Raw genomic sequence first — 23,187 nt, 5'->3', positions numbered from 1 at the left:
TTCAGATATCAATTTGAACTGGTCAGAATCGGCCGAAATTGTTCAACAATTTTCTGCGTAAAATCTTGCGAAGCCGCATGTGGCGGCGCGCGGGAGGCGTTGCGGCGTTTTTCGCGCCGGCGCCGAAAAACCTCAGGAGCCACGCCATGTCCGGTCAGTTTTCGTTTCGACGTTTCCTCCGCGGCGCGCTCGTGCCGCTGGCTTGTGCCTGCTCGCTCGCATCGGCGGCGCCGCTGCAGACGGTGCGGCCCGGCACGCTCCTGGTCGGTTCCGACCTCACGTATCCGCCTTATGCGTATCTGGACGGCGGCAAGCCGGCCGGCTTCGACGCCGAGTTCTCGCGGATGCTGGCGCGCCATCTGAAGCTCGAGCCGGTGTTCCTCGACACGCGCTTTCCCGACCTGATCCTCGGGATGAAGGCGCGCCGCTTCGACGTCGTCGCGTCCGCGCTGTACGTGACGCCCGATCGCGTGAAGCAGGTCGATTTCGTGCCGTACCTGAAGACGGGCGCGTCGCTGCTGGTCGCAAAGGGCAGCGCGTTCCAGCCGAAGACGCCGCAGGACCTGTGCGGCAAGCGGGTCGGCTCGATCAAGGGCGCGTCGTGGACGCCGAAGCTGCGTGCGGTGTCGCAGGACACCTGCAAGGCAGCTGGGCGCGGCGAGATCGCGATCCTCGAATTCCCGACGTCGCCGGAAGCGACGTCCGCGCTGATGTCGAAGGCGGTCGATGTCCAGATCGAGGACGCGGCCGTCGCGCAGGGGATGCCGAAGCAGACGAACGGGCGCATCGAAATCAGTTCGACGACGCTGCTGTATCCGATCGTGATCGGCCTCGGTGTGACGAAGGGCGAGGGCGGACTGCAGGGCGCGCTCGAGGGTGCGCTGAACGACGCGAAGCGCAGCGGCGAGTACGGCGGCCTCGTGAAGAAATACGGGCTGCAGGAGCCCACGGCGGCCGACATCGTCAACGCGCTCGGCACGGCGAAGTAACCACGACGCAGCAACTGCGCGCCATGCCGGCGCGCCGGCCTGTCCGGTTGCGCGGCACGCGCCGGGTGGCCGCATCACTCATCCCGGGTCGAGGAGTCATCGATGCAGTTCGATTGGCACTACGTGTTGCAACTCTTGTGGGACAAGGATTTCTGGCGCGCCTGCGTCGTCGTCGTCGAGCTGAGCGTTTCGGTCTGGCTGCTTGGCGTGCTGCTCGGCTTCCCGGTGGCGCTCGCGCGCCAGTCGCACCAGCCGCTGCTGAAGCGGGCGGCGGCTGTCTACATCTGGTTTTTCCGCAGCCTGCCGCTGCTCGTGCTGCTGGTCTTCATCTACAACCTGCCGCAGGTCTTCCCCTCGACCAGCGCGGTGTTGTCCGATCCGTTCACGGCCGGCCTGATCGCGATGGTGCTGAGCGAGACCGCGTATTTCGCGGAGATCCATCGCGGCGGGATCCTGTCCGTGCCGCGCGGGCAACTCGAGGCCGGCCGCGCGCTCGGCATCCGCTTCACGGGCATCCAGCGGATGATCGTGATGCCGCAGGCGATCCGTATCGCATTGCCGGCGCTCGCGAACGAGTTCATCACGATCGTGAAGCTGACGTCGCTCGTGTCTGTGATTTCGCTGGCCGAGATCCTGCTCGTCGGACAGCGGCTGTACACGCAGAATTTCCTGGTGTTCGAAACGATGCTGGCCGTCGCGTTCTACTACGTGTTGATCGTTACCGTGTTCAGCCGGCTGCTTGGCTATCTCGAGCGGCACCTCGACGTCACCCGCCGTATTCCCGCTCTGGCCGGCCATGTCGATCTCGCGCTGACGCTGTCTACGCCGGCCGTCGCGCCGCGGCCGCGTGCGAGCGCCGAATTCGCGCTGAGGCTGAAAGGCATCCAGCAGCGCTACGGCCGTCACGAGGTGCTGAAGGACATTCATCTCGATGTCGCGCCGGGGCAGGTCGTGTCGATCATCGGCCCGTCGGGTTCGGGCAAGACGTCGCTGATCCGCACGGTCAACGGCCTCGCGCCGGTGAACGCGGGCGAGATCGACCTGTACGGCGAGCCGTTCATCCGCGCGGCGGGCGCGCATCCGCCGCGCGTGCCGCACGATCGCATCCTCGATATCGGCATGGTGTTCCAGAGTTTCAACCTGTTCCCGCATCGCACGGCGCTACAGAACGTGATGATGGCGCCGTGCTATCACCGGCAGGCCGACGCCGGGGCAATCCGCCTGCAGGCGCTGTCAATGCTGTCGAAGGTCGGGATGCTCGAACACGCGAACAAGTACCCGCATCAGCTGTCGGGCGGCCAGCAGCAGCGCGTGGCGATCGCGCGGGCGCTCGCCACGCGGCCGTCGATCATGCTGTTCGACGAGCCGACGTCGGCACTCGACCCGGAGCTCGTGGGCGAAGTGCTGAAAGTGGTCGAGACGCTCGCGAAGGAGGGGATGACGATGATCATCGTGACCCACGAGATGAACTTCGCGTTCAAGGTGTCCGACCGGATCGTCTTCATGGAGAACGGCCGGATCCTGTACGACGTGCCGCCCGAGCGGATTCGCGGCAGCGCGGACGCGCGCGTGAAGGATTTCCTGCGGCATGTTCATTTCGCCTGACCCGCAACGAACGATCGATCGACGAGGAACCGGCATGAACCTGTCTGAATTCCGGCAACCCGAGGCGCAGGTGGCGACGTGCGTCGACCGGTTGCGCGACTGCCTCGCCCGTGCCGACCACGTGCCCGGCGACATCGGCACCGCATGGCTCGCGCGCCGCGATGCGGCGGCGCTGGCCGAAGCGCGCGCATGGGACGCGCCGGCGGGGCGCGCGGCCGCTGCACCGCTCGTCGGCACGGTGCTGACGGTCAAGGCCTGCTTCGATTGCGAGGGCTGGGTCACGCATGCGGGCTCGCGCGTGCTGGCCGACGCGCCGCCTGCGCGTGCCGACGCCGCGCTCGTGGCGGCGTTGCGGCGCGTGGGTGCCGTGCCGGTCGCGCAAACCGCGATGACCGAGTTCGCCTACGGCGCGCTCGGCGTGAATCGTGCCTACGGCACGCCGGCGACGCCGCTCGATGCGCGACGCGAGCGCGTGGCCGGCGGATCGAGTTCGGGCGCGGCGGTGTCGGTGGCGCTCGGTGTGGCCGATCTGTCGCTCGGTTCCGACACGAGCGGATCGGCGCGCATTCCGGCCGCGTTCTGCGGCGTGGCCGGATTCAAGCCGTCGCGCGGCCGCTATCCCGATGCGGGCATGCGTTTTCTGTCGACGACGTTCGACGTGCCGGGGATGCTGGCGGCGACGGCCGACCTGTGCCGGCGGGTCGATGCGGCGCTGCACGGTCGCGCCGCGGGCCGGCCCGCGCCCGTCAGCGTGAAGGATCTGCATTTCGTCGTCCCCGAGCGCTTCGCGACTGGCGACGTCGACCCGGCCGTCGGGCACGCGTTCGACGCGTGGCTGTCGCGGCTGTCCGCGCACGGCGCGCGCATCGAGCGCAAGCGGCTCGATTGCCTGGCCGAGGCTGGCGCCGTCGCGCGCGCGGGCGGCATCATCGCGGCCGAGGCGTTCATGCTGCATCGCGCGTTGCTGGAAACGGCCGCCGATCGCTACGATCCGCTCGTCGGCCCGCGCATCGCGGCCGGCGAACACGTGCTCGCGCACGACTATGCGGCCGCGCTGCTGCGCTTGGCGGCGCTGGCCGATGCGTACCACGCGCAACTCGGCGATGCGCATGCGGTGCTGACGCCGACCGTGCCGATGCTGCCGCCGCGGATCGCCGATCTGGCTGACGAGACCGTGTATCTGGCGGCGAACGCGCGCTCGTTCCGGCTGACCGAATTCGCGAACCGGCTCGACCTGCCGAGCATCAGCGTACCGGGCGACCGTCGGCGCAAGCAGCCGATCGGCCTGCTGCTGACGGGGCGTCGCAATGACGACGCGCGGCTGCTCGATATGGCCGTGCTGGTCGAACACGCGCTGGCCGATTCCGATTGAACCGATTTCAGGCGGCAGGCATCGTCTTGCCATTTTTCATCGTCATTATTCAGAGGTGCTCATGATCGTCGTAAGATCGGCCGATATCGCCCATACCGAACGCCACGCGCACGGCCCGGGCTGGGACAGCAAGCGCATGATCGTCAAGCAGGACGGCGTCGGCTATTCCGTTCACGAGACACGCGTGCATGAAGGCTCGGAACTGCATCTGCACTACAAGCACCACTTCGAAACCAACTATTGCGTGGCGGGCGAAGGGGAAGTCGTCGAAACGGCGACCGGCAAGGTGCACCGGATTGCGCCCGGCACGATCTATGCGCTGAACCTGAACGATCCGCACATCCTGCGCGCGACGCGCGGCGACCTGCATCTCGTGTGCGTGTTCAATCCGCCGCTGACGGGGCTCGAGACGCACCGGGAAGACGGCAGCTATGCGCTGCCGGCGGGTGAGGAGGCCTGACGACGTTAGAGATCGGGCCGTGCGTGCCGCGTCATGCGGCACGCGTGCGAGGCGAGCGGCGGTTCGCTCAGGCCGCCTCGCGCTGGCTGCGCCTGATCGCTTCGAGGAGCATCCGCTCGGAATCGTCGAGGTAGCGCGAGAGCGTGGTGACGGCTTCGCTTCGGCGGTTCTGCGTGAGCAGGTCGTAGATCTGGTACTCGCGCTGGATCCAGTCGGGCGTCTGCACGCGCCGTTCGTCGGGATCGGCCGCGAACACGAGGCGCAGCTGCGCCGAGATGGTGCGGAAGAATTCGTCGAGCAGCGCGGACTTCTGCAATGCGACGATATGCTGGTGAAACCTCAGGCTGTGCGTGCCGACGGCCTGCCAGTTCTCTTTCTCGAGTTCTCGTTCGGCCGCGCGAATCGCCGACTGCATTTTCTCGAGCAGCGCAGGCTGTGCGAGTTCGGCCGTATTCAGCGCATGCAGTTCGAGCGTGCGGCGCGCGACATAAAGGTCGCGCACGTCCTGACGATTGAGCGTGCGCACGACGACACCCTTGTGCCGCACGAACGTGACGAGCCCTTCGCGGCCGAGCTGATGCAGGACTTCGCGAAGCGAGTTGCGCGACGTGTCGTATTCGGCCGCGAGGTCCATCTCGATCAGCGAGGTGCCGGGCGGCAGCTTGCCGCTGATGATGTGCTCGCGCAGTTGATGGCTGATCCGGTCGGCGACCGATTGTCCTCTCGCTTTTTCGCTTGCCATGCTGTTCGTTCGCTCCTCTCCTGATCGTGCGCCGCCGGCGTGGCCGGCCGGCGGCGTGGCGTCATTCTACGGGCTTTGTCACGCAGTCTTGTCGTGCCGCCAGTCGGCCTGCGGCGGCTGCATCCCATGCAGGCCCTTGTACGGCGCGACGGGCGGCGACGACCAGCCGTCGAGCAGGCCAGGATCGAGCCGGTACACCTCGACGCCGAGCGGCCGGCACACGTCGATCGGGTCGCGTGCGTCGGGCCCCCACATCGGGACCGACAGGTCGCCGCCCGGACAAGTCGACATCGCGCACAGCAGGTCGATTTCCGCGAAGAACTCGAGGTAGTCACCAGGCTTCGCGGGGCACGCCTTCATGAAGTACTTGTCGTCGTCGTTCAGGCCCGTGCACTGGAACACGTTGAGCACGTCGTGCACGTCGAATTCGGTCAGCCCGTACGGCGCGACCGCGCGCACGAGGTTCGAGTGGCAGTGGAAATGGAAATCCTCGCCGGTCAGCAGCTTGTTCACATACGGATCGCAGCGCGTGCCGAGCAGGTCGTGCACGCGGCCGCCGTCGCCGTCGACGCCGTAGCCGGCCAGCGTGTCGTCCGTGATCGTGACCATCGGGCGCAGGTAGGGCAGCGTCGACCAGATGCGGTCGAACGTCGTCACGTGCGCGGCCTGCAACTGGCGCGTGCGCGACGCCCACATGCGTTCGCGCGGATTGTGCAGGTTCCACATGTTGAAGTCGGCGACCTGCGGGCCTTCCAGCGTAACGATGCGGAACACGTGGCCGGCCGGCACCGTCCACGCGAAGCCGCTGCGGATCGGCACGACGTGCGATTCGATGCGTTGGCGCGCGTCCTGGCGCTGCGAGATCGCGGAATAGAAGGACCGGTCGACGTTCAGGACGGAGCCCTTGGTGACCTGGTAGGCGGCGGGATAGTTCGACATGACGCGGTGCCCTCGAGGAAGGTTGGCAGACACGGATATCCGGCCGAAAGCCTTGGTAGTGGCCGGTCTGGCATCAATTGACATGCTGAATTGTTCAACAATTTTGACGCTTCGGGAGTATAGGGCGAAGGCGGGGAGGCGTGTCAATGGGTGGAAAATACGGAGAGCGGCCGGAGGGGGAGGGTCGATGTTGCGAGGGGCCGCGTGCTGGATTCCCTGTCCGCTCGCAACCGGCGTTCACCGGCGTTCAACCGCGCCCGTGCCAGGGGAATCCTGTCGAGTCGCGCAACAACAGGCACAATGTGCCATTCGATGCATTGCGCACGTGTGTTCGTGATCCGAACGCGCAGGTTGCCGCGTCGCCGCCGTCCGAATCCATCCCCGTCGTCATGAACGCCACACTTGCCCCCGCGCGCGAGTCGAATTCGCCGCGCTTCCTGCTGTTCCTGATCTGCCTGTTCGCTTCCGCTGGCCAGTTGGCGATCGACATCTACGTGCCCGCGCTGCCCGACATGGCGCGCTCGTTCGCGACGACGCCGCAGGCGATCCAGTCGAGCGTGTCCGGCTACATGGCGGCCTACGCGCTCGGCCAGCTGATCTTCGGCCCGATCGCCGATGCATACGGGCGCAAGCGCGTGCTCGCGTTCGGGCTCGTGATCTACACGATCGGCTGCCTGCTGTCGCTCGGCGCGCAGAATCTCGAGACGTTCGTGCTGGCGCGCTGCCTGCAGGGCTTCGGGATCGCGACCACCAACCTGCTCGCGAAGGCGATCATCACCGATTCGTTCTCCGGCCAGGCGCTGCTGCACGCGTTCACGTACATGTCGATCGCGTGGGGGCTCGCGCCGATCGTCGCGCCGGTGATCGGCGCGCATCTGCAGGAATGGTTCGGCTGGCGCGCGTGCCTCGTGTTTCTGCTGGTGTACTCGCTGGTGATGTGGGCGCTGCTGTGGCGCTACCGCGAAACCTTGCCGAAACCGGTGCATCTCGAGCCGCGCACGCTGATGGCGAACGCGGGCAAGGTGCTGGCGAGCCCCGTGTTCCAGAGCTGCTTCCTTGCGCAGGGGCTGTGCTACAGCATCCTGCTCGTGTTCAATATCGTCGGGCCGTTCATGGTGCAGACCACGCTGCACAAGCCGCCGACTTTCTTCGGCTACCTCGCGCTCGGGATCGGGCTGATGTATTTCCTCGGCGGCCTGTCGAACCGGATTCACGGGCGCGGGCTGCCGAGCGCCGAGCAACGGCTGCGCATCGGCGCGCGCGTGATGGCCGGCGCGTCGGTCGCGATGCTGGTGCTCGGGCTGACGGTCGGGCTGCGCGTATGGACGCTCGCCACGCCGGTGCTCGTGATGGGCTTCTGCGCGGGCGCGATGTATCCGACGCTGATGGCCAAGGGCAACTCGCTGTTTCCGCATATCGCGGGCCTGACCAGCGCGATCCTCGGATGCGCGCTGCTGCTCGTGTCGTCCGCGATGATGGGCCTGGCCGGTTTCGTGTCGATTCACGTGCTGACGCCGCTCGCGGTGTTCTTCGTCGCGCTGTCGTTCATCGTCGTATGGATGGTCACCAAGCTGCTGCGGTACCTGTCGCAGCAGCAGGCCCAGGCCGCGCCTGTCGTGTGCGGGAGCGGGGAGGCCGCGTAAGCGCCGCCTGTCGACAAAATCATGAGCCTGATCCTGCTGAACCGCGTCGTCCGATCCGATGCCGCCGACCTGATCGCCGCCAACCGTGCGAGCCGGAGCCACCATCTGCCGTGGGTCGACTCGTTCATCGACCAGGCGGGATTCGACCAATGGTTCACCCGCTGCCTGACGGGGCCGAACGTCGGCTTCGTCGCGCGGGAGCGGGCGTCCGGGGCGGTGGTTGGCGTGGTGAACCTCAACGAGATCGTCGGCGGCGTGTTTCAGAGCGCGTATCTCGGGTACTACGGAATGCTGGAGTTCAGCCGCAAGGGGCTGATGACGGATGCGCTGCGCGCGGCGATCGGCGTCGCGTTCGGCGAACTGGGGCTGCATCGGCTCGAAGCGAACATCCAGCCCGGAAACCATGCGTCGATCGCACTGGTTCGGCGGCTCGGTTTCCGGAACGAGGGATTTTCGCCGCGCTATCTGCGCATCGGCGGCGAGTGGCGCGACCACGAACGGTGGGCGCTGCTGGCCGACGGCGAGAACGAAGCGGGCGGCTGACGCTTGATACCGGGCGATTTCTTTCCCGCTGCAGGCCGCTCACAGCGGATGCGCCGCGCCCGCCTGCGTCAATAGCGAAACGGCAACCGGATCCGGCATCCCGTTCGAGTCGATCGCGCCGGCCTTCGCGAGCGCGACGAGATCGCCGTCGACGCCCGGTTGCCCGACCACGAACGATGTGGTCAGGAACGCCGGCGTCGCGAGCGTGACCGCATAGCGCTGCTGCAGGTTCGTCACCACGGCCGATTGCGCGGCCTGCACGGCGTTCGGGCTGTTCATCGCCTGCTGGTAGCGCAGACTGCCCTGGAAATTGCCGATCAATCCGGCCATGTTCGTGCCGAGCTGTGCCGCGAGATAGACCAGCATCAGCTCGGTTTCGGGCGTCGTATTGAAGGTGCCGCCCGCGTAGGCGAGCGAATGCAGGCTCGTGCCGCCCGACGTCACGGCGATCACGCACGGCAGCGCGGCGTTGACCGTCACACGGTAGTTGCCGCCGCCGTCCGTCAGCGTCGTCGCCGAGCCCACCGCGCAACTGACCGTTACCTGCGCGCTCGCGAGCGCGCCGCCCGTGGCGGCCGTGCCCGACAGCGCGACCGTCTGCGTGTTGTTGTTGATGCAGACATCCACGCCGAAGCAGGCATCGCCGTTGCACGCCTGAAGCGTCGCGAGGGTGGCGATGCAAAGGGCGCCCAGCGCGGGGCGGGTGAAGTGCGTAGGGCGAATGTTCATGGTCGCGGGCGATCGGGATAAGGAGGCAACCGGTGAGCGTCGGGAATGCGACGCTGCTCACATTCTAGGTCCCGAATCGGGGCGTTGCTTGCCCGTTTGCCGCGGGAGCGCGCATTTTCAGCCGCACCGGCAATCGATTTCCCGCCCAGCCGCCCAGCCGCCCAGCCGCCCAGCCGCCCAGCCGCCGACCGCGAACGCGGCCGGCTCATGCCCTCAGGGCTTGCGCGCGGCCGTCTTCGCGAATGCGCCGCGCACCTCGAAGCTGATCGCATCCGCGACGTTGCCGCGTGCGTCGACGAGTTCGAGCCGGTGCCGGCCCGGCCACGGCATCCATGCGATGCGGTCGGTATGCCCGATCACCTTGTCGTCGAGCCGCCACGCGAACCGCGCGGCGCGCCCGGCCGAGCGCTCGAACCAGATCCGCTGGTTCTTCGGCGGAATGTCCGGGTCGATCGCGAAGATCGTGCCGTCGGTCGGCGCGCCGATCGTCAGCGGTGCGCGCGCGCCGTCCTTGCCCGGCGTGACGGGGGCGGCGAGCCGGATCGTGTCGACCGCCGTCCCCGAGAGGAACCACTCGTTGCGCGCAGGCTCGATATCGCGTTCGAACGCGATGCGACGCGTCTCGACGCCGGCCGGCGCGCGCGGCGCGCGGCTCGGCAGGTCGCGGTGCAGGTAGCCGACGACGGCCGACCACACGGGCGACGCGCCCGTGACGCCCGACACGTCCCACATCGGCGAACCGTCCGCATTGCCGACCCACACGCCGACCGTATAGCGCGACGTGAAGCCGACGGTCCAGTTGTCGCGCATGTCCTTGCTCGTGCCGGTCTTGACCGCCGAGAAGAAGCGTGTCGCGAGCGGGTTGTCGAAGCCGAACGTGCGTACGCGCGCGTTGTTGTCGGACAGGATGTCGGTGACGACGAAGCTGGCTGCCTCGCTAAACACGCGCGTGCCGCCGTCCGCTTGCGCATTCGCGGGGGCCGGCGCACCGGACGCCGGTGCCGATGCGGGCAGGTCGACGACCTTGCGTGCGACGCCGCCGTTCGCGAGCGCGCGATACGCGTTGGTCAGGGACAGCAGCGTGACGTCCGCGCTGCCGAGCGCGAGGCTGAAGCCATAGTAGTCGCCTTCCTGCGCGAGCGGCAGGCCGAGCGCGGTGAGCGTGCGCGCGAAGCGGTGCGGCGTGACGAGCACGAGCGTGCGCACGGCCGGCACGTTCAGCGAGCCGCCGAGCGCGCTGCGCACGCTCACCCAGCCCTTGAAATCCTTGTCGTAGTTCTGCGGAATGTACAGGCCGCCGCCGGCGGCGAGGTTGATCGGCGCGTCGTCGAGCAGCGACGCGGCCGTCAGCCGCCTTTCGTCGAGCGCCTGTGCATAGAGGAACGGCTTGAGCGTCGAGCCGGCCTGGCGCGGCGCGAGCACGGCGTCCACCTCGCGCGCGCTCGACAACGCACCCGACGAGCCGACCCACGCGCGAATCTCGCCGGTTGCATTGTCGATCACGACCACCGCGCCGTCCTGCACGTTGCGCCGGTGCGCGGGCGCGTTGAGCTCGGTCAGCGCGCGCATCAGCGTGTCGCGCGCGAAGCGTTGCAGCGGCGCATCCAGCGTCGTGCGGACCTGCGCGCCGGCCGCCGGCCTGACCTCGGCCGCGATGCGCCGCGCGAAGTGCGGGGCGAGGGCGGCGCCGTCGTCGCGCACGGCGTTGGCCGGGCGCGCTGTGACGAGCTGCACGTAGCCGTCGAGCGATGCGCACGCCTGTTCGGCATGCATGTCGCGCAGGATCCGGCACGCGCGCTCGGCGATTTTCGCGGGCGTTGCATTGGGCGCGCGCACGAGCGCGGCCGCGATCGCGGCTTCGCGGGTGTCGAGGCCCGACGGCGCCTTGCCGAACAGCACCTGCGACAGCGCGCCGAGCCCGACCGTCTCGCCGCGGAACGGCACCAGGTTCAGGTAGGCCTCGAGGATCCGGTCCTTGCGCCAGCCGCGTTCGAGCAGCAGCGCGTTCACCGCCTGCGTGGCCTTCTGCGGCAGCGAGCGCTGGCCCGAGCGGCGCGGCGAATCGCTGAGCAGCCCGGCGAGCTGCATCGTGACGGTCGACGCGCCGCGCGTGCGCTCGTTCCACAGGTTGCCCCATGCGGCGCCGGCGATCCCGCGCCAGTCGACGCCGCTGTGTTCGTAGAAGCGCTTGTCCTCGGACACGACGATCGCCTCGCGAAACGCGGGCGAGACGTCGGCGAGCGATACCCAGTCGCCGCGCCGTTCGGTGAGGTCGACGCGCGTGCGCTGCAGCGGCGTGCCGTCGCGCGCGAGCAGCACCCAGTCGGAACTGCGCCAGTTGCGGCGCACGTCGTCGTAGCCGGGCAGCGCATGCGCGACGAGCGGCACGGCCAGCACGACGGCGACGAATACGCGGCCGGCGAAACGCCCCGGCCGCGGCAATACCGGATCGATCATCACGGTCTCGTTACTTGCCCGCGTCGGCCGGCTTCACGGTCATCGGCGGATTCGGCCACAGGCCGTATACGGACGGCGCGTACAGCGCCTCGACGCGCGTCGGCGGCAGCCCGAAGGTGCCGACGTTGTTCAGCCGCACCGTGTACTCGACCGAGAGTTTGCCCTTCGGCAAATAGTCGTAGTACGCGCGGTAGCCGTCGAAGTCGCGCTCGATGAACGCGGGCCACGCGCCGTCCGGCGTCTTCTCGCCCTGCGTCGCGGCTTCGGAATCACGGCCGAGGCCCGAACCGAGGATCGTCGCGCCGGACGGGATCGGATCGTTGACGACGACCCAGGTCATGTCGCTCTGCGCATCGATGTCGAGATGCACGCGCACGACGTCGCCGCGCGTCAGCACGCCCTTGACGGCGGGCGACACGGGCGTGACGGTCTTCGTGATCCGGTAGCCGGCCGCGAACGGCGCGCGCAGCGGCACCGCCGCGAGGCTTTCGATCGTCGCCCACGGGCGGCCCGTACCGTCCTGCGTGACGGACAGCGTGGCCGGCCCCTGCGACGCACGCGGCCACGGCAGCATCACGCTGCGGGCCGCGGCGGCGCGGGTGGCGGCCGTGGCCGATGCGGGCGTGTCGGCGGGCGCCGGCGCCTGCGACCACGCGATCGTGCGTTCGTCGCCGCCGAGCGCGACCTTCGTCGCGCCGGCAACCGGCGTGCTCTCGTAGGTGCGCGAGAAGCGCTCGACCGCGAGCAGGCCGAGCGCGTTCGACGTGGTCGTCTGCCACGCGCCCTGGCGCTGCAGTGCGAGCAGGCCGGCCGTCACGCGCGGCATCTCGTCCTTCCACGCCGGGTCGCCCGCGAATTCCAGCGCGAGACGGGCGGCGTTGGTCTCGTTGCTGGTCATCAGCCACCACAGGTCGTCGTCGCGCGCGGTCGAGAACACGAGCTGCGTGCCCTGGTACGTGAGGCGCGCACGCAGGATCTGTTCGACCTGCGCGCGTTTCTCGTCGCGTTGCGGGATGTCCTTCACGCGCGTCAGGATCGCGTGATAGTCGATCACCGCCGACGTCGGCCACTGGTTCGGCGCGATCTCGATCGAGCCGAGCATGCGGCCCTGTGCGGCGCCGTAGCGCGACAGCGCCTCGATCGCGGCGAGCTTGCGCAGGTCGCGATCCTGGCGCGGCGCCCACGCGTTGCGCTCGATGCGGCCGTCGACGAAGCGCGCGAGCCCGGTTTCGAGCTGCGTGCGCAGGTCTTCCGGCAGCGCGAAGCGCGAGTCGAGACGGCTGGCCTCGTCGGACACCACGAGCAGGTACGACGACAGCGTCGGGCTGCCATGGTGCGAATCGTCGGACGACGGCGGGAAGTAGCTCGCGAGCCCGTCGCTGTCGAGGTAGACGGGCATGCGTGCGACCAGCGCCTGCCATTGCGCGGGGTCGCGCAGGCCGATCGCGCGCGAGGTCTGCTGTTCGAGGCAGCGATACGGATAGCGCTCGAACCAGCGTTTCACGCCGGGCAGGCCGTCGGCGAGCTTCGACTGCAGCGACACGGCGATGCCGCCGCGCGGTGCGCCCTGTGCGTTGCTTGCGGAGCCGGCCGGCGCGGACACGGGCACCGTCAGCGTGCCGTCGACCTGCGCGAGCGTCGCCTGCTGCACGGTCACCGGCAGCGCGGGCACGACCTTCTGCGCGACCGCCAGCGCGTCGGATGCGCGCTTGCCGCCTTGCTCGGCCGCTTCGATGCGCCAGTTCAGCGCACCGGCCGCGTCGAGCGCCTGCTCGGGCACGGTGATGGTCCACGCGACCTCGGTCGCCGTATTGGCCGCGAGCGACACGGTTTGCGGCGCGACGTCGAGGCCCGTCACGCGCGGCGTGACGACTACCTGCATCGCGCGGTCGGTCGTGTTGCGCAGCGTGACCTGCGCGCGGAACGCGTCGCCTTCGCGCACGAGCGGCGGCAGGCCGGAGATCAGTTGAAGATCCTGCGTGCTGCGGATCGACGTGCTGCCCGTGCCGAAACGGTCGGGGCCGACCGCCGCGATCGCGACGATCCGGAAGCGCGTGAGCGCGTCGTTCAGCGGCACTTCGACGGTCGCGCTGCCGTTGGCATCCAGCGTCACGTGCGGATTCCACAGCAGCAGCGTGTCGAACAGCTCGCGCGTCGGCGCGCCGCCGCCGCCGCCGCCGGCCGGCACGGCCTTGCGGCCGAAGTGGCGGCGGCCGACGATTTCCATCTGCGCGGTGGCCGTCTCGACGCCGTACGCACGCCGTCGCAGCATCGCGTCGAGCAGGTCCCAGCTGTTGTTCGGCATCAGTTCGAGCAGCGCCTCGTCGACGGCCGCGACCGCGATCTGCGTGCCGGCCGGTGCGGGCTGGCCGTTCGGCAGCGTGACCTTCACGTGCGCCTGCGCCTTGCTGCGCACCGTGTAGCGCGTCGCATCGGTCGTCACGGTCACGCCGAGACGATGGACGCCCGTGCCGACCTTGATTTCGCCGAGGCCGTAGCGGAACGCGGGTTTCGACAGGTCGACGAACGCGGTCGGCGCTTCATAGTGGCGGCCTTCGCGCCAGAACGCGCGCGCCCATTCGACCGGCGCCTTCCAGCCCCACGTGAAGAACGAGTACCACGGCACTTCGCGAATCCGGCCGCGCAGCGCGAGCACCGACACGTAGACGTTCGGCCCCCACGATTCGCCGACCTTCAGGTCGACCGTCGGGTTCTTGCCGTTCAGTTCGACGATGTGCGTTTCCATCACGCCGCCGCGCTCGACCGCGACGAGCGCGGTCGCGTAGCGGAACGGCATCCGCACCTGGAAGCGGGCCGTTTCGCCCGGTTCGTACGAGGTCTTCTCCGGGATCACGTCGATCCGGTCGGTGTTGTCGCCGCCGAACCAGAGTTCGTCCTCGCGCGTGACCCACACCGACGTCGACGCGTTCGACGTGCGGCCGTCGCCATCCTTCGCGACCGCGATCAACTGCACGTTGCCGGCCTGTTCGAGCGTCGCGTCGCAGGCCATGCGGCCCTTGTCGTCGGTCTTGCCCGAGCACAGCACGCCGAGGTCGCGCGTGTCGCTCTTGTTGTCGTACGCATAGAAGCCGCCGACCATCCGCTTGCGCGACGACGTCGTGATGTGCGCGACACCCTTGATCTCGATCGGCACCGATGCGCGCGGCTTGCCCTGCAGGTCGACCGCCAGCGCCTGCACGGGCACGCGCTGGCCGACCGACACCCAGCGGCCGGCCTTGACGCCGGCCACCACCGCGGCCGGCCACAGGATCGTGTCGCCGCGGATCGTCTGCACTTCGCCGTTCGGGTCCGCGAACGTTGCCTCGAGCGCGATGCGCTTCGGAGCGTCGACGTCGGGCAGGCCCTTGAGCGTGACGGCGCCCGCGCCGTTGCGGTCGAGCGTCAGCGGCAGCTTGTCGGCGATCAGCTTCGTCGCGTCGGGATCGTGGTTCGACGCCGCCGCGTTGTCGCCGTCCTGCGAATCGTCGTCCGCGTTGCCGTCGCTCGTGTCGGGACGATACGGCGTGAAGCTGAAGTCCTCGAAGCGATCCGCGAACGGCGGCGACGCCCACTTCATCAGCGCCGACACCTGCACGGGCAGGTTCGATGCGCCGCCGCCCGACACGTAGTCGATCTGCACCGCGAGCGGTGCTTCCTTGACGGCGACGAGCGGGCTTTTCTGCGCGTCGCGCGCGCCGATCGATCCTTTCAGCACCGGCAGGCGGAACGCCTCGACGCGGAAGCTGCCGCTGTAATAGGTGGCGGTCGGCGCGTCTTCCGGGCCGCCTTCGAGCTCGACGCTGTATTCGCCGAGCTTCGCGGCGGCCGGCAGCGTGAACTGCGAGTCCGCGCTGTGGTCGGCCGCCCACGTGAGCGGCAGCTTGTAGGTCTGGCCCGTGCCGAGATGGCGGATCGTCACGCGCGTCGGGTATTGCGACGGGAACGCGAGGCTCTGCAGCGTCTCGGTCCGGATGAAATGCTTCATCGACACGGTTTCGCCCGCGCGCAGCAGCGTGCGGTCGAACACCGTATGCGCGCGCACGGTCGGCGCGCTGTCGGCGTCGGTCGGCACGTTGAAGCGCCACGATTCGATCCCGCGGTTCCAGCCCGAGCTGACGAATGCCATGTCGGGGCCCGTCTTCGGATCGTTGACGCGCGCCGACACGAAGTAGTCTTCGTAGCGCTGTTCCGACGAACTGCATGCGTGCTTCGGCTCGAACGGCCCGTCGATCTTCAGCAGGCCTTGCGCGTCGGTCTTGCCGGCCGCGATCTCGTCGCCGTTGCAGTCGGACACGCGGATCTGCGCGTTCGGCACCGGCTTGCCCTTGTCGAGCGTCGTGACCCACACGAGGTTGTTCTCGCGGCCCTGTTTCAGGTGCACGCCGAGGTTCGTGACGAGCACGGTGGTACGCACGTACATGCTCGACGGCTTCGCGAGCAGCGAGCGGCCGAGCGCGGGCGACGCGAGTTCGAGCACATAGAAGCCGGGCTTGTCGATCGGCACGCCGACGATCTCGAACGGGCGCAGCGTCTTCGGGTCGGCCTGCGGCAGCGTCAGCGCCTGCACGCCGGGCTGGCCCTTGAGCAGCGTCAGCGAGCGCACGTCGATGCGGCGGTTCTTCGGCGCGGGCTGTTTTTCGCCGGCCTCGAGCGGCACGTAGACCGGGTGCTGGCCCTTGCGCTCGAGCAGGCCGGAAATCTGGCTGTCGATCGACCCGGCCGTCATCGACCAGTTGTCGAAGCGCTCGACGGTGCGCATCCACTGGCGGATCGCGGTGTCGTCGTCGACCTTCAGGTTCGAGAATTGCGCGCCCCGGGTGTTGAGCCCGTCGATATGCAGGTCGGCCTCGACGTTGCGCAGCGTGACCGGCACGAGCGCGGGCGTATCGGGTTCGGCGAAGCGCTCGACGATCCCGAAGGTGCCCGACGAGAATTTCGCGAGCGGCGGCATCGGTGCGGTGCGCGTCGCGAGCGGGAACAGGTCGGCGTTGGAGAGCGAGCGGTCGGTCACGTCGCGCAGGCCCGACGGCAATTCGATCGTCAGGCCGGCCTGCGCCGGCAGCGGCGGGTTGAACGTGACGGTCGTCACTTCCTCGCTCTTGTCGTCGGCCGCAAAGGTCGGCGACAGCGAACCGTCGGGGCCGCGCAGCTTGATCGCGTCGGCGTTCTTGCGCGAGATCGGCGCGTTGAACGTCAGCGTGAGCGGGCGCAGCGGCGTGCAGGGCGCTTTCGCGTTCTCGCGTTCGCACGAGAAGCTCGCGGCGAACGGCTCGCGCACGGTGAAATCGAAGCGCCGTTCCGTTTCGTTCGCGATGCCGCTCGGGCTCGCGACGCCCTTGCCGTACACGAGCTGCATCTTTGCGCTCGCCGGCAGCGCCTGTGCGCACGACAGCGTCAGCACGCGCGCGGCGTCCTTCTTCAGCCCGAAGTGGTCGAGCAGCGCGTTGCGCGCGTCGTCGTCGACGGCCGTGACGGGAATGCGGTTGCCGATGCCGGCCGCTTCGCACCAGATGTTCGCGAGCGCCGAGCGCGGTTCGGCCGGGCCGTTCAGCTTCATTACGAATACCTGCCGTTCCTCGATCTCGCGCGAGCCGGGGCGCACGTTCACCGGGAACGGGCCGCCCGTCTGGAACGTGAAGCGGCGCGGGCCGCTCGCCGCATTGCCCGCGACCGAGCGCAGCGCGTCGTTGAGCGCGACCGAGCAGCGTACGCCGGGCGGCAGGTCGTTCTCGAAATCGTAAGCCCAGGTCTTGTCGTCGACCCAGTGACCCTGGCCGCGCGCGGCGGTCGAATCGTTGCACGTCACGCGCGCGGGATTCGGCGCGGAGGCCGAGCCGAATGCAACCATCGGCTCGTCGAACTTGACGACCGTCTGCCTGACTTCGGTGACGGTGCCTTGCGGCGTTACGCTCACCGTGCGCGCCGCGCCCGCATGCAGCGACAGGGCCGCGGCAGTGCCGAGCACTGCGACGGCGCCGATGCGCCAGAGCAGCCGGGTGGTGTGGTTGGTTAGATTCGCTTTATTGTGTTTGTCGTGCTGCTTCATCAGGTTTGCTCCGGGAAACCCTGTCCTTCAGGTTGGGGCTGAAAGGGGTGCGGCCGATTGGCTAATGCGTCAAAGCTTGAGGTCGACGCCAGCCTATGACATGGTGCGAGATATGGATATCAAGCGCGCGTACCGATTCCGGTTCTACCCGACGTCCGAGCAAGCAGCGATGCTTGCCAGGACGTTTGGGTGCGCGCGCTTTGCGTACAACCACATGCTGCGGATGCGCAGCGATGCATGGCAGCACCACCAGGCGAGTATCGGTTATCACGAAACCTCCGCTGCGCTTACCGCGCTGAAGAAAACCCCTGAGCATGCATGGCTGAATGAGGTCAGTTCGGTTCCGCTCCAGCAGGCGCTGCGCCACTTGCAGACGGCGTTCACGAATTTTTTTACCAAACGCGCGAAGTATCCAAACTTCCGACGCAAGGATGGCACGCAATCCGCCGAATACACGGCAAGCGCCTTCAGGTGGGACGGCACTGCGCTAAAGCTGGCAAAGATGGATGCGCCACTTGCGATCCGCTGGTCGCGCACGATCCCTAAAGGCGCAAGGGTGACAACTGTCACGGTCTCGAAAGACACGGCAGGTCGATACCATGTATCGATGCTTTGTGATGATGTGGTTTCTAGCAAATCCGCATCAACTAGCAAGGTTGGTATCGACTTCGGGTTGACAGATTTTGTCGTTCTTTCGACCGGCGAGAAGATCGCTGCGCCGAACGCGTTTCGCAAGAACGAGGCCATGCTCGCCAAATTGCAACGGCGGCTGGCAAAGAAGCAGATGGGTTCTGCCAATCGCAGAAAGGCGAGATTCAAAGTCGCACGCATGCATGCCCGGATAGCAGACATCCGCAGGGATTTCCTGCAAAAACTCTCGACTCGGTTGATCAACGAAAACCAAGTGATCGCCATCGAAAGCCTTGCTGTCAGAAGCATGCAGAAGAACCGAAGACTCGCGAAATCGATCAGTGACGCAAGTTGGTCGGAATTCGTGCGGCAGTTGACGTACAAGGCCGCGTGGTACGGCCGTACGCTGATCGGCATCGATCGTTGGTATCCGTCCAGCAAGCGATGCGCTGATTGCGGGCATACCGTCGCCACGCTGCCGTTGAAGGTGCGTGTATGGGTCTGCCCAGGATGCGAAACGTCGCACGACCGCGACATCAACGCCGCGCGTAACGTTTTGGCCGCTGGACTGGCGGTGTCAGCCCATGGAGAAAGCGTAAATCCCATGTCTCTTTGCGAGGCGATGTCGGGTTGCATTCAGTGAAGTGGGAATCGCCTTCCACCAGGAAGGGGAGCAGTCAACGCTCGATTTGCCCTCGGAGGGAAGCTTTCTGTTTGATTGCACGCGATTCTAACCGACCGTCATGCGCGCACATCGCGGCGCGCAGTGTGTCGCCGGCATGCGACACGGGTGTGCTTGCCGCAGATTTGTCGCGTCGGCGACACAAAAATGCAGCGAAATGTCGATTGTCTCGGATTGTGGAACATTTAATGGACTATAAAAGCATTGTCCGATCCGAATTGTGCGCGTACATTTCAGGGCCGCGCGAAAGTTTGATAAATATCAAGCGTGGTTTTCCCGAATCCTGTGTTCGAGAGAAGGAAACATGCACAACGACAACACTCCCCACTCGCGTCGCGCAAGCGACGCAGCCGCAACCGGCATCACGCGGCGTCAATGGCTGCAGGGCGCACTGGCGCTGACGGCGGCGGGCCTTACCGGCTCGCTGGCGTTGCGGGCCCTGGCCGATAATCCCGGCACCGCGCCGCTCGATACGTTCATGACGCTCTCCGAAGCAGTGACAGGCAAGAAAGGGCTGAGCCGCGTGCTCGGCGAACGCTTCCTGCAAGCACTGCAGAAGGGTTCGTTCAAGACGGCCGACGGCTTGCCGCAACTCGCCGGCGCGCTCGCGTCCGGCTCGCTGAATCCCGATCAGGAAGCAGCCGCGCTCAAGATTCTCGAAGCGTGGTATCTCGGCATCGTCGACAACGTCGTGATTACCTACGAAGAGGCATTAATGTTCGGCGTCGTGTCGGATACGCTCGTGATCCCTTCGTATTGCCCCAACAAACCCGGCTTCTGGGCCGAAAAACCGATCGAGAGGCAAGCCTGATGGCCGATACCGATACGCAAAAAGCCGACGTCGTGGTCGTCGGATCGGGTGTCGCAGGTGCGATCGTTGCACACCAGCTCGCGATGGCGGGCAAGTCCGTGATCCTGCTGGAAGCCGGCCCGCGCATGCCGCGCTGGGAAATCGTCGAGCGCTTTCGCAACCAGCCCGACAAGACCGATTTCATGGCGCCGTACCCGTCGAGCCCGTGGGCGCCGCATCCGGAATACGGCCCGCCGAACGACTACCTGGTCCTGAAGGGCGAGCACAAGTTCAACTCGCAGTACATCCGCGCGGTGGGCGGCACGACGTGGCACTGGGCTGCGTCGGCGTGGCGCTTCATCCCGAACGACTTCAAGATGAAGACCGTATACGGCGTCGGCCGCGACTGGCCGATCCAGTACGACGACATCGAGCATTACTACCAGCGTGCCGAGGAAGAACTGGGCGTGTGGGGCCCGGGCCCCGAGGAAGACCTGTACTCGCCGCGCAAGGAGCCGTACCCGATGCCGCCGCTGCCGTTGTCGTTCAACGAGCAGACGATCAAGAGCGCGCTCAACGGCCATGACCCGAAGTTCCACGTGGTGACCGAGCCCGTCGCGCGCAACAGCCGCCCGTACGACGGCCGGCCGACCTGTTGCGGGAACAACAATTGCATGCCGATCTGCCCGATCGGTGCAATGTACAACGGCATCGTGCACGTCGAGAAGGCCGAGCAGGCCGGCGCGAAGCTGATCGAGAACGCGGTCGTCTACAAGCTCGAGACCGGGCCGAACAAGCGCATCGTCGCCGCGATCTACAAGGACAAGACGGGCGCCGACCATCGCGTCGAAGGCAAGTACTTCGTGCTCGCCGCGAACGGTATCGAGACGCCGAAGATCCTGCTGATGTCCGCGAACCGCGATTTCCCGAACGGTGTCGCGAACAGCTCGGACATGGTCGGCCGCAACCTGATGGACCACCCGGGCACCGGCGTGTCGTTCTACGCGAACGACAAGCTGTGGCCGGGCCGCGGCCCGCAGGAGATGACGTCGCTGATCGGTTTCCGCGACGGCCCGTTCCGCGCGACCGAAGCCGCGAAGAAGATCCACCTGTCGAACATGTCGCGCATCAACCAGGAGACGCAGAAGATCTTCAAGGGCGGCAAGCTGGTGAAGCACGAAGAACTCGACGCGCAGATCCGCGACCGTTCCGCGCGCTACGTGCAGTTCGACTGTTTCCACGAAATCCTGCCGCAGCCCGAGAACCGCATCGTGCCGAGCAAGACGGCCACCGACGCGATCGGCATCCCGCGCCCCGAGATCACGTATGCGATCGACGATTACGTGAAGCGCGGCGCCGTGCACACGCGCGAGGTCTACGCGACCGCCGCGAAGGTGCTGGGCGGCACGGAGGTCGTCTTCAACGACGAGTTCGCGCCGAACAACCACATCACGGGCGCGACGATCATGGGCGCGGATGCACGCGACTCGGTCGTCGACAAGGACTGCCGCACGTTCGACCATCCGAACCTGTTCATCTCGAGCAGCTCGACGATGCCGACCGTCGGTACGGTGAACGTGACGCTGACGATCGCGGCGCTCGCGCTGCGGATGTCGGACACGCTGAAGAAGGAAGTCTGACCGTGCGGAAATCTACTCTCACTTTCCTCGTCGCCGGCTGCCTCGCGCTGCCGGGCTTCGCACGCGCGGCCGACGCGGCCGATCCGGCGCTCGTCAAGCGCGGCGAATACCTCGCGGTCGCGGGCGACTGCATGGCGTGCCATACCGCGAAGGGCGGCAAGTCGTTCGCGGGCGGCCTCGGCATGCCGATTCCGATGCTCGGCAAGATCTACACGAGCAACATCACGCCCGATCCCGAGACGGGCATCGGCAACTGGACGGCCGAGGACTTCGAGCGCGCGGTGCGCCACGGGGTTTCGAAGAACGGCGACAACCTGTATCCGGCGATGCCGTACGTGTCGTACGCGAAGATCAACGACGGCGACGTGCAGGCGCTGTATGCGTACTTCATGCACGGCGTCGAGCCGGTCAAGCAGGCGCCGCCGAAGAACGAAATCCCCGCGCTGCTGAGCATGCGCTGGCCGCTGAAGATCTGGAACTGGCTGTTCCTGAAGGACGGCGCGTACGAGCCGAAGCCGGCGCAGAGCGCCGAATGGAACCGCGGCGCGTATCTCGTGCAGGGGCTCGCGCACTGCAGCACGTGCCACACGCCGCGCGGTATCGCGATGCAGGAGAAATCGCTCGACGAGACGGGCGGCAGCTTCCTGTCGGGCTCGGTGCTCGCGGGCTGGGACGGCTACAACATCACGTCCGACCCGAATGCGGGGATCGGCGGCTGGACGCAGCAGCAGCTCGTCCAGTATCTGCGCACCGGCAGCGTGCCGGGCCTCGCGCAGGCGGCCGGCCCGATGGCCGAGGCGATCGAGCACAGCTTCTCGAAGATGACGGAAGCCGACATCGGCGCGATCTCGACGTACATTCGCACGGTGCCGGCCGTTGCCGGCGGCGACGCGAAGCAGTCGCGCTCGTCGTGGGGCAAGCCGGCCGAGGACGGCCTGAAGCTGCGCGGCGTCGCGCTCGCAGCGTCGGGCATCGATCCGGCGCGGCTGTATCTCGGCAACTGCGCGACCTGCCACCAGATGCAGGGCAAGGGCACGCCGGACGGCTATTACCCGCCGCTGTTCCACAACTCGACGGTCGGCGCACCGAATCCGACCAACCTCGTGCAGGTGATCCTGAACGGCGTGGAGCGCAAGACCGGCAGCGAGGACGTCGGGATGCCGGCGTTCCGCCACGAGCTGTCGGATGCGCAGATCGCCGCGCTGACGAACTACCTGACCGGGCAGTTCGGCAATCCGGCCGCGAAGATGACCGAGCAGGACGTCGCGAAGCTGCGCTGACGCGGCGCGCGACCGAGCAGCAGCGCAATATCGAAGAAGAGCAGCATCGAACAACAGGAGGAGCACAGCACATCGGGCCGGGCTCGATGCCGGTTGTTGCAGAGCGGGGCGGGCGGCGCAGGCGGTCGCCCGTCCTGGTTCATTGGCAATCCGGTGCGCCAGGGTTTGTTCCCGCTACGCGTATCGTTTTCGTTGATCGACACCATGACACCGAATCAACCGTTTCTCGCGTCCCAGCGCGATGTGCTGCTGCTGCTTGCCCGGATCCTGCTCGTGATCCTGTTCGTGATGTTCGGCTGGAAGAAGATTGTCGACTTCCCCGGTACGATCGCGTTCATGGGTTCGGAAGGCGCACCCGCGCCGATCATCTCCGCCGCGATCTCCGTCGTGATGGAGCTCTTCGTCGGCATTGCGATCCTCGTCGGTTTCCAGGCGCGGCCGCTCGCGCTGCTGCTTGCGCTGTATACGATCGGCACCGGCATCATCGGCCACCACTACTGGACGATGACGGGCGGCGAGCAGATCAACAACATGATTCATTTCTACAAGAACATCGCGATCTCGGGCGGCCTGCTTGCGCTGTGCGCGGCGGGGCCCGGGCGTTTTTCGATCGATCGCGGATAAGCCGACCCCGGGCGCG

16 protein-coding genes are annotated in these 23,187 nt (G+C 67.2%); 11 read left to right on the top strand and 5 right to left on the bottom strand.

From position 1 onward, the window contains the following. Window positions 1-146 precede the first annotated feature (146 nt). The 4 genes from BFF94_RS10345 (at window position 147) to BFF94_RS10330 (ending at window position 4,426) form a co-directional block, all read left to right on the top strand. Window positions 147-989, top strand: coding sequence for an ABC transporter substrate-binding protein (locus BFF94_RS10345; RefSeq protein WP_128847090.1), 843 nt, complete (start codon window positions 147-149; stop codon window positions 987-989). 102 nt (window positions 990-1,091) lie between these two features. Continuing rightward, window positions 1,092-2,594 carry an amino acid ABC transporter permease/ATP-binding protein gene (locus BFF94_RS10340; protein WP_128847093.1) on the top strand — a complete coding sequence of 501 codons (1,503 nt, stop codon included), beginning with the start codon at window positions 1,092-1,094 and terminating at the stop codon, window positions 2,592-2,594. A gap of 34 nt (window positions 2,595-2,628) precedes the next feature. Continuing rightward, a complete protein-coding gene (locus tag BFF94_RS10335; RefSeq protein ID WP_219139286.1) occupies window positions 2,629-3,966 on the top strand; it encodes an amidase family protein in 1,338 nt (445 codons plus the stop codon). 61 nt (window positions 3,967-4,027) lie between these two features. Next, complete coding sequence (locus tag BFF94_RS10330; RefSeq protein ID WP_128844486.1) at window positions 4,028-4,426, top strand: ectoine synthase; 399 nt, start codon at window positions 4,028-4,030, stop codon at window positions 4,424-4,426. Between the two features lie 67 nt (window positions 4,427-4,493). Here BFF94_RS10330 and BFF94_RS10325 read toward each other — a convergent pair whose 3' ends face one another. Further along, on the bottom strand, window positions 4,494-5,168 hold the full coding sequence (locus BFF94_RS10325; protein WP_128844489.1) for a GntR family transcriptional regulator: 675 nt from the start codon (window positions 5,166-5,168) through the stop codon (window positions 4,494-4,496). 78 nt (window positions 5,169-5,246) lie between these two features. Further along, a complete protein-coding gene (locus BFF94_RS10320; protein ID WP_128844492.1) occupies window positions 5,247-6,107 on the bottom strand; it encodes an urea carboxylase-associated family protein in 861 nt (286 codons plus the stop codon). A gap of 389 nt (window positions 6,108-6,496) precedes the next feature. Between BFF94_RS10320 and BFF94_RS10315 the strand changes: the two genes are divergently transcribed. Together BFF94_RS10315 and BFF94_RS10310 are read left to right on the top strand one after the other, a co-directional pair. Further along, window positions 6,497-7,750 carry a multidrug effflux MFS transporter gene (locus BFF94_RS10315; RefSeq protein WP_219139285.1) on the top strand — a complete coding sequence of 418 codons (1,254 nt, stop codon included), beginning with the start codon at window positions 6,497-6,499 and terminating at the stop codon, window positions 7,748-7,750. 21 nt (window positions 7,751-7,771) lie between these two features. Further along, window positions 7,772-8,293 carry a GNAT family N-acetyltransferase gene (locus BFF94_RS10310; RefSeq protein WP_128844497.1) on the top strand — a complete coding sequence of 174 codons (522 nt, stop codon included), beginning with the start codon at window positions 7,772-7,774 and terminating at the stop codon, window positions 8,291-8,293. 39 nt (window positions 8,294-8,332) lie between these two features. Here BFF94_RS10310 and BFF94_RS10305 read toward each other — a convergent pair whose 3' ends face one another. From BFF94_RS10305 to BFF94_RS10295, 3 genes are all read right to left on the bottom strand, one after another. After that, window positions 8,333-9,022, bottom strand: a complete 690-nt coding sequence (locus BFF94_RS10305) for a hypothetical protein (RefSeq protein WP_128844500.1) — start codon at window positions 9,020-9,022, stop codon at window positions 8,333-8,335. A 213-nt stretch (window positions 9,023-9,235) separates the two neighbouring features. Further along, window positions 9,236-11,479: a penicillin-binding protein 1C gene (gene pbpC, locus BFF94_RS10300; protein WP_219139284.1), complete on the bottom strand. Its 2,244-nt coding sequence runs from the start codon at window positions 11,477-11,479 to the stop codon at window positions 9,236-9,238. Between the two features lie 10 nt (window positions 11,480-11,489). Continuing rightward, window positions 11,490-17,525: an alpha-2-macroglobulin family protein gene (locus tag BFF94_RS10295; RefSeq protein ID WP_219139283.1), complete on the bottom strand. Its 6,036-nt coding sequence runs from the start codon at window positions 17,523-17,525 to the stop codon at window positions 11,490-11,492. A gap of 112 nt (window positions 17,526-17,637) precedes the next feature. On the opposite strand from BFF94_RS10295, the gene BFF94_RS10290 reads away from it, so the two are divergent. From BFF94_RS10290 to BFF94_RS10270, 5 genes are all read left to right on the top strand, one after another. Then, window positions 17,638-18,798 carry an RNA-guided endonuclease InsQ/TnpB family protein gene (locus tag BFF94_RS10290; RefSeq protein WP_128841378.1) on the top strand — a complete coding sequence of 387 codons (1,161 nt, stop codon included), beginning with the start codon at window positions 17,638-17,640 and terminating at the stop codon, window positions 18,796-18,798. 343 nt (window positions 18,799-19,141) lie between these two features. Continuing rightward, on the top strand, window positions 19,142-19,648 hold the full coding sequence (locus BFF94_RS10285; RefSeq protein WP_128841380.1) for a sugar dehydrogenase complex small subunit: 507 nt from the start codon (window positions 19,142-19,144) through the stop codon (window positions 19,646-19,648). Then, window positions 19,648-21,267, top strand: coding sequence for a GMC family oxidoreductase (locus BFF94_RS10280; RefSeq protein ID WP_128841377.1), 1,620 nt, complete (start codon window positions 19,648-19,650; stop codon window positions 21,265-21,267). The genes BFF94_RS10285 and BFF94_RS10280 overlap by 1 nt, the downstream gene beginning before the upstream one ends. A 2-nt stretch (window positions 21,268-21,269) precedes the next feature. Beyond that, window positions 21,270-22,547 (top strand): c-type cytochrome, encoded by a 1,278-nt coding sequence (locus BFF94_RS10275; RefSeq protein ID WP_128841376.1) that lies wholly within the window; start codon window positions 21,270-21,272, stop codon window positions 22,545-22,547. A 204-nt stretch (window positions 22,548-22,751) separates the two neighbouring features. Continuing rightward, window positions 22,752-23,171: a DoxX family protein gene (locus BFF94_RS10270; RefSeq protein WP_128841375.1), complete on the top strand. Its 420-nt coding sequence runs from the start codon at window positions 22,752-22,754 to the stop codon at window positions 23,169-23,171. Window positions 23,172-23,187 lie beyond the last annotated feature (16 nt).

Source organism: Burkholderia catarinensis (assembly GCF_001883705.2).
Classification (GTDB): Bacteria; Pseudomonadota; Gammaproteobacteria; order Burkholderiales; family Burkholderiaceae; genus Burkholderia; species Burkholderia catarinensis.
Note: the sequence above shows the minus strand (reverse complement) of the source record. Positions and strands in the feature narration are given on the sequence as shown.

Coding starts and splice junctions, on each gene's coding strand:
- BFF94_RS10345 (WP_128847090.1), top strand. CDS start 147: ATGTCCGGTCAGTTTTCGTTTCGACGTTTCCTCCGCGGCGCGCTCGTG.
- BFF94_RS10340 (WP_128847093.1), top strand. CDS start 1,092: ATGCAGTTCGATTGGCACTACGTGTTGCAACTCTTGTGGGACAAGGAT.
- BFF94_RS10335 (WP_219139286.1), top strand. CDS start 2,629: ATGAACCTGTCTGAATTCCGGCAACCCGAGGCGCAGGTGGCGACGTGC.
- BFF94_RS10330 (WP_128844486.1), top strand. CDS start 4,028: ATGATCGTCGTAAGATCGGCCGATATCGCCCATACCGAACGCCACGCG.
- BFF94_RS10325 (WP_128844489.1), bottom strand. CDS start 5,168: ATGGCAAGCGAAAAAGCGAGAGGACAATCGGTCGCCGACCGGATCAGC.
- BFF94_RS10320 (WP_128844492.1), bottom strand. CDS start 6,107: ATGTCGAACTATCCCGCCGCCTACCAGGTCACCAAGGGCTCCGTCCTG.
- BFF94_RS10315 (WP_219139285.1), top strand. CDS start 6,497: ATGAACGCCACACTTGCCCCCGCGCGCGAGTCGAATTCGCCGCGCTTC.
- BFF94_RS10310 (WP_128844497.1), top strand. CDS start 7,772: ATGAGCCTGATCCTGCTGAACCGCGTCGTCCGATCCGATGCCGCCGAC.
- BFF94_RS10305 (WP_128844500.1), bottom strand. CDS start 9,022: ATGAACATTCGCCCTACGCACTTCACCCGCCCCGCGCTGGGCGCCCTT.
- pbpC (WP_219139284.1), bottom strand. CDS start 11,479: ATGATCGATCCGGTATTGCCGCGGCCGGGGCGTTTCGCCGGCCGCGTA.
- BFF94_RS10295 (WP_219139283.1), bottom strand. CDS start 17,525: ATGAAGCAGCACGACAAACACAATAAAGCGAATCTAACCAACCACACC.
- BFF94_RS10290 (WP_128841378.1), top strand. CDS start 17,638: ATGGATATCAAGCGCGCGTACCGATTCCGGTTCTACCCGACGTCCGAG.
- BFF94_RS10285 (WP_128841380.1), top strand. CDS start 19,142: ATGCACAACGACAACACTCCCCACTCGCGTCGCGCAAGCGACGCAGCC.
- BFF94_RS10280 (WP_128841377.1), top strand. CDS start 19,648: ATGGCCGATACCGATACGCAAAAAGCCGACGTCGTGGTCGTCGGATCG.
- BFF94_RS10270 (WP_128841375.1), top strand. CDS start 22,752: ATGACACCGAATCAACCGTTTCTCGCGTCCCAGCGCGATGTGCTGCTG.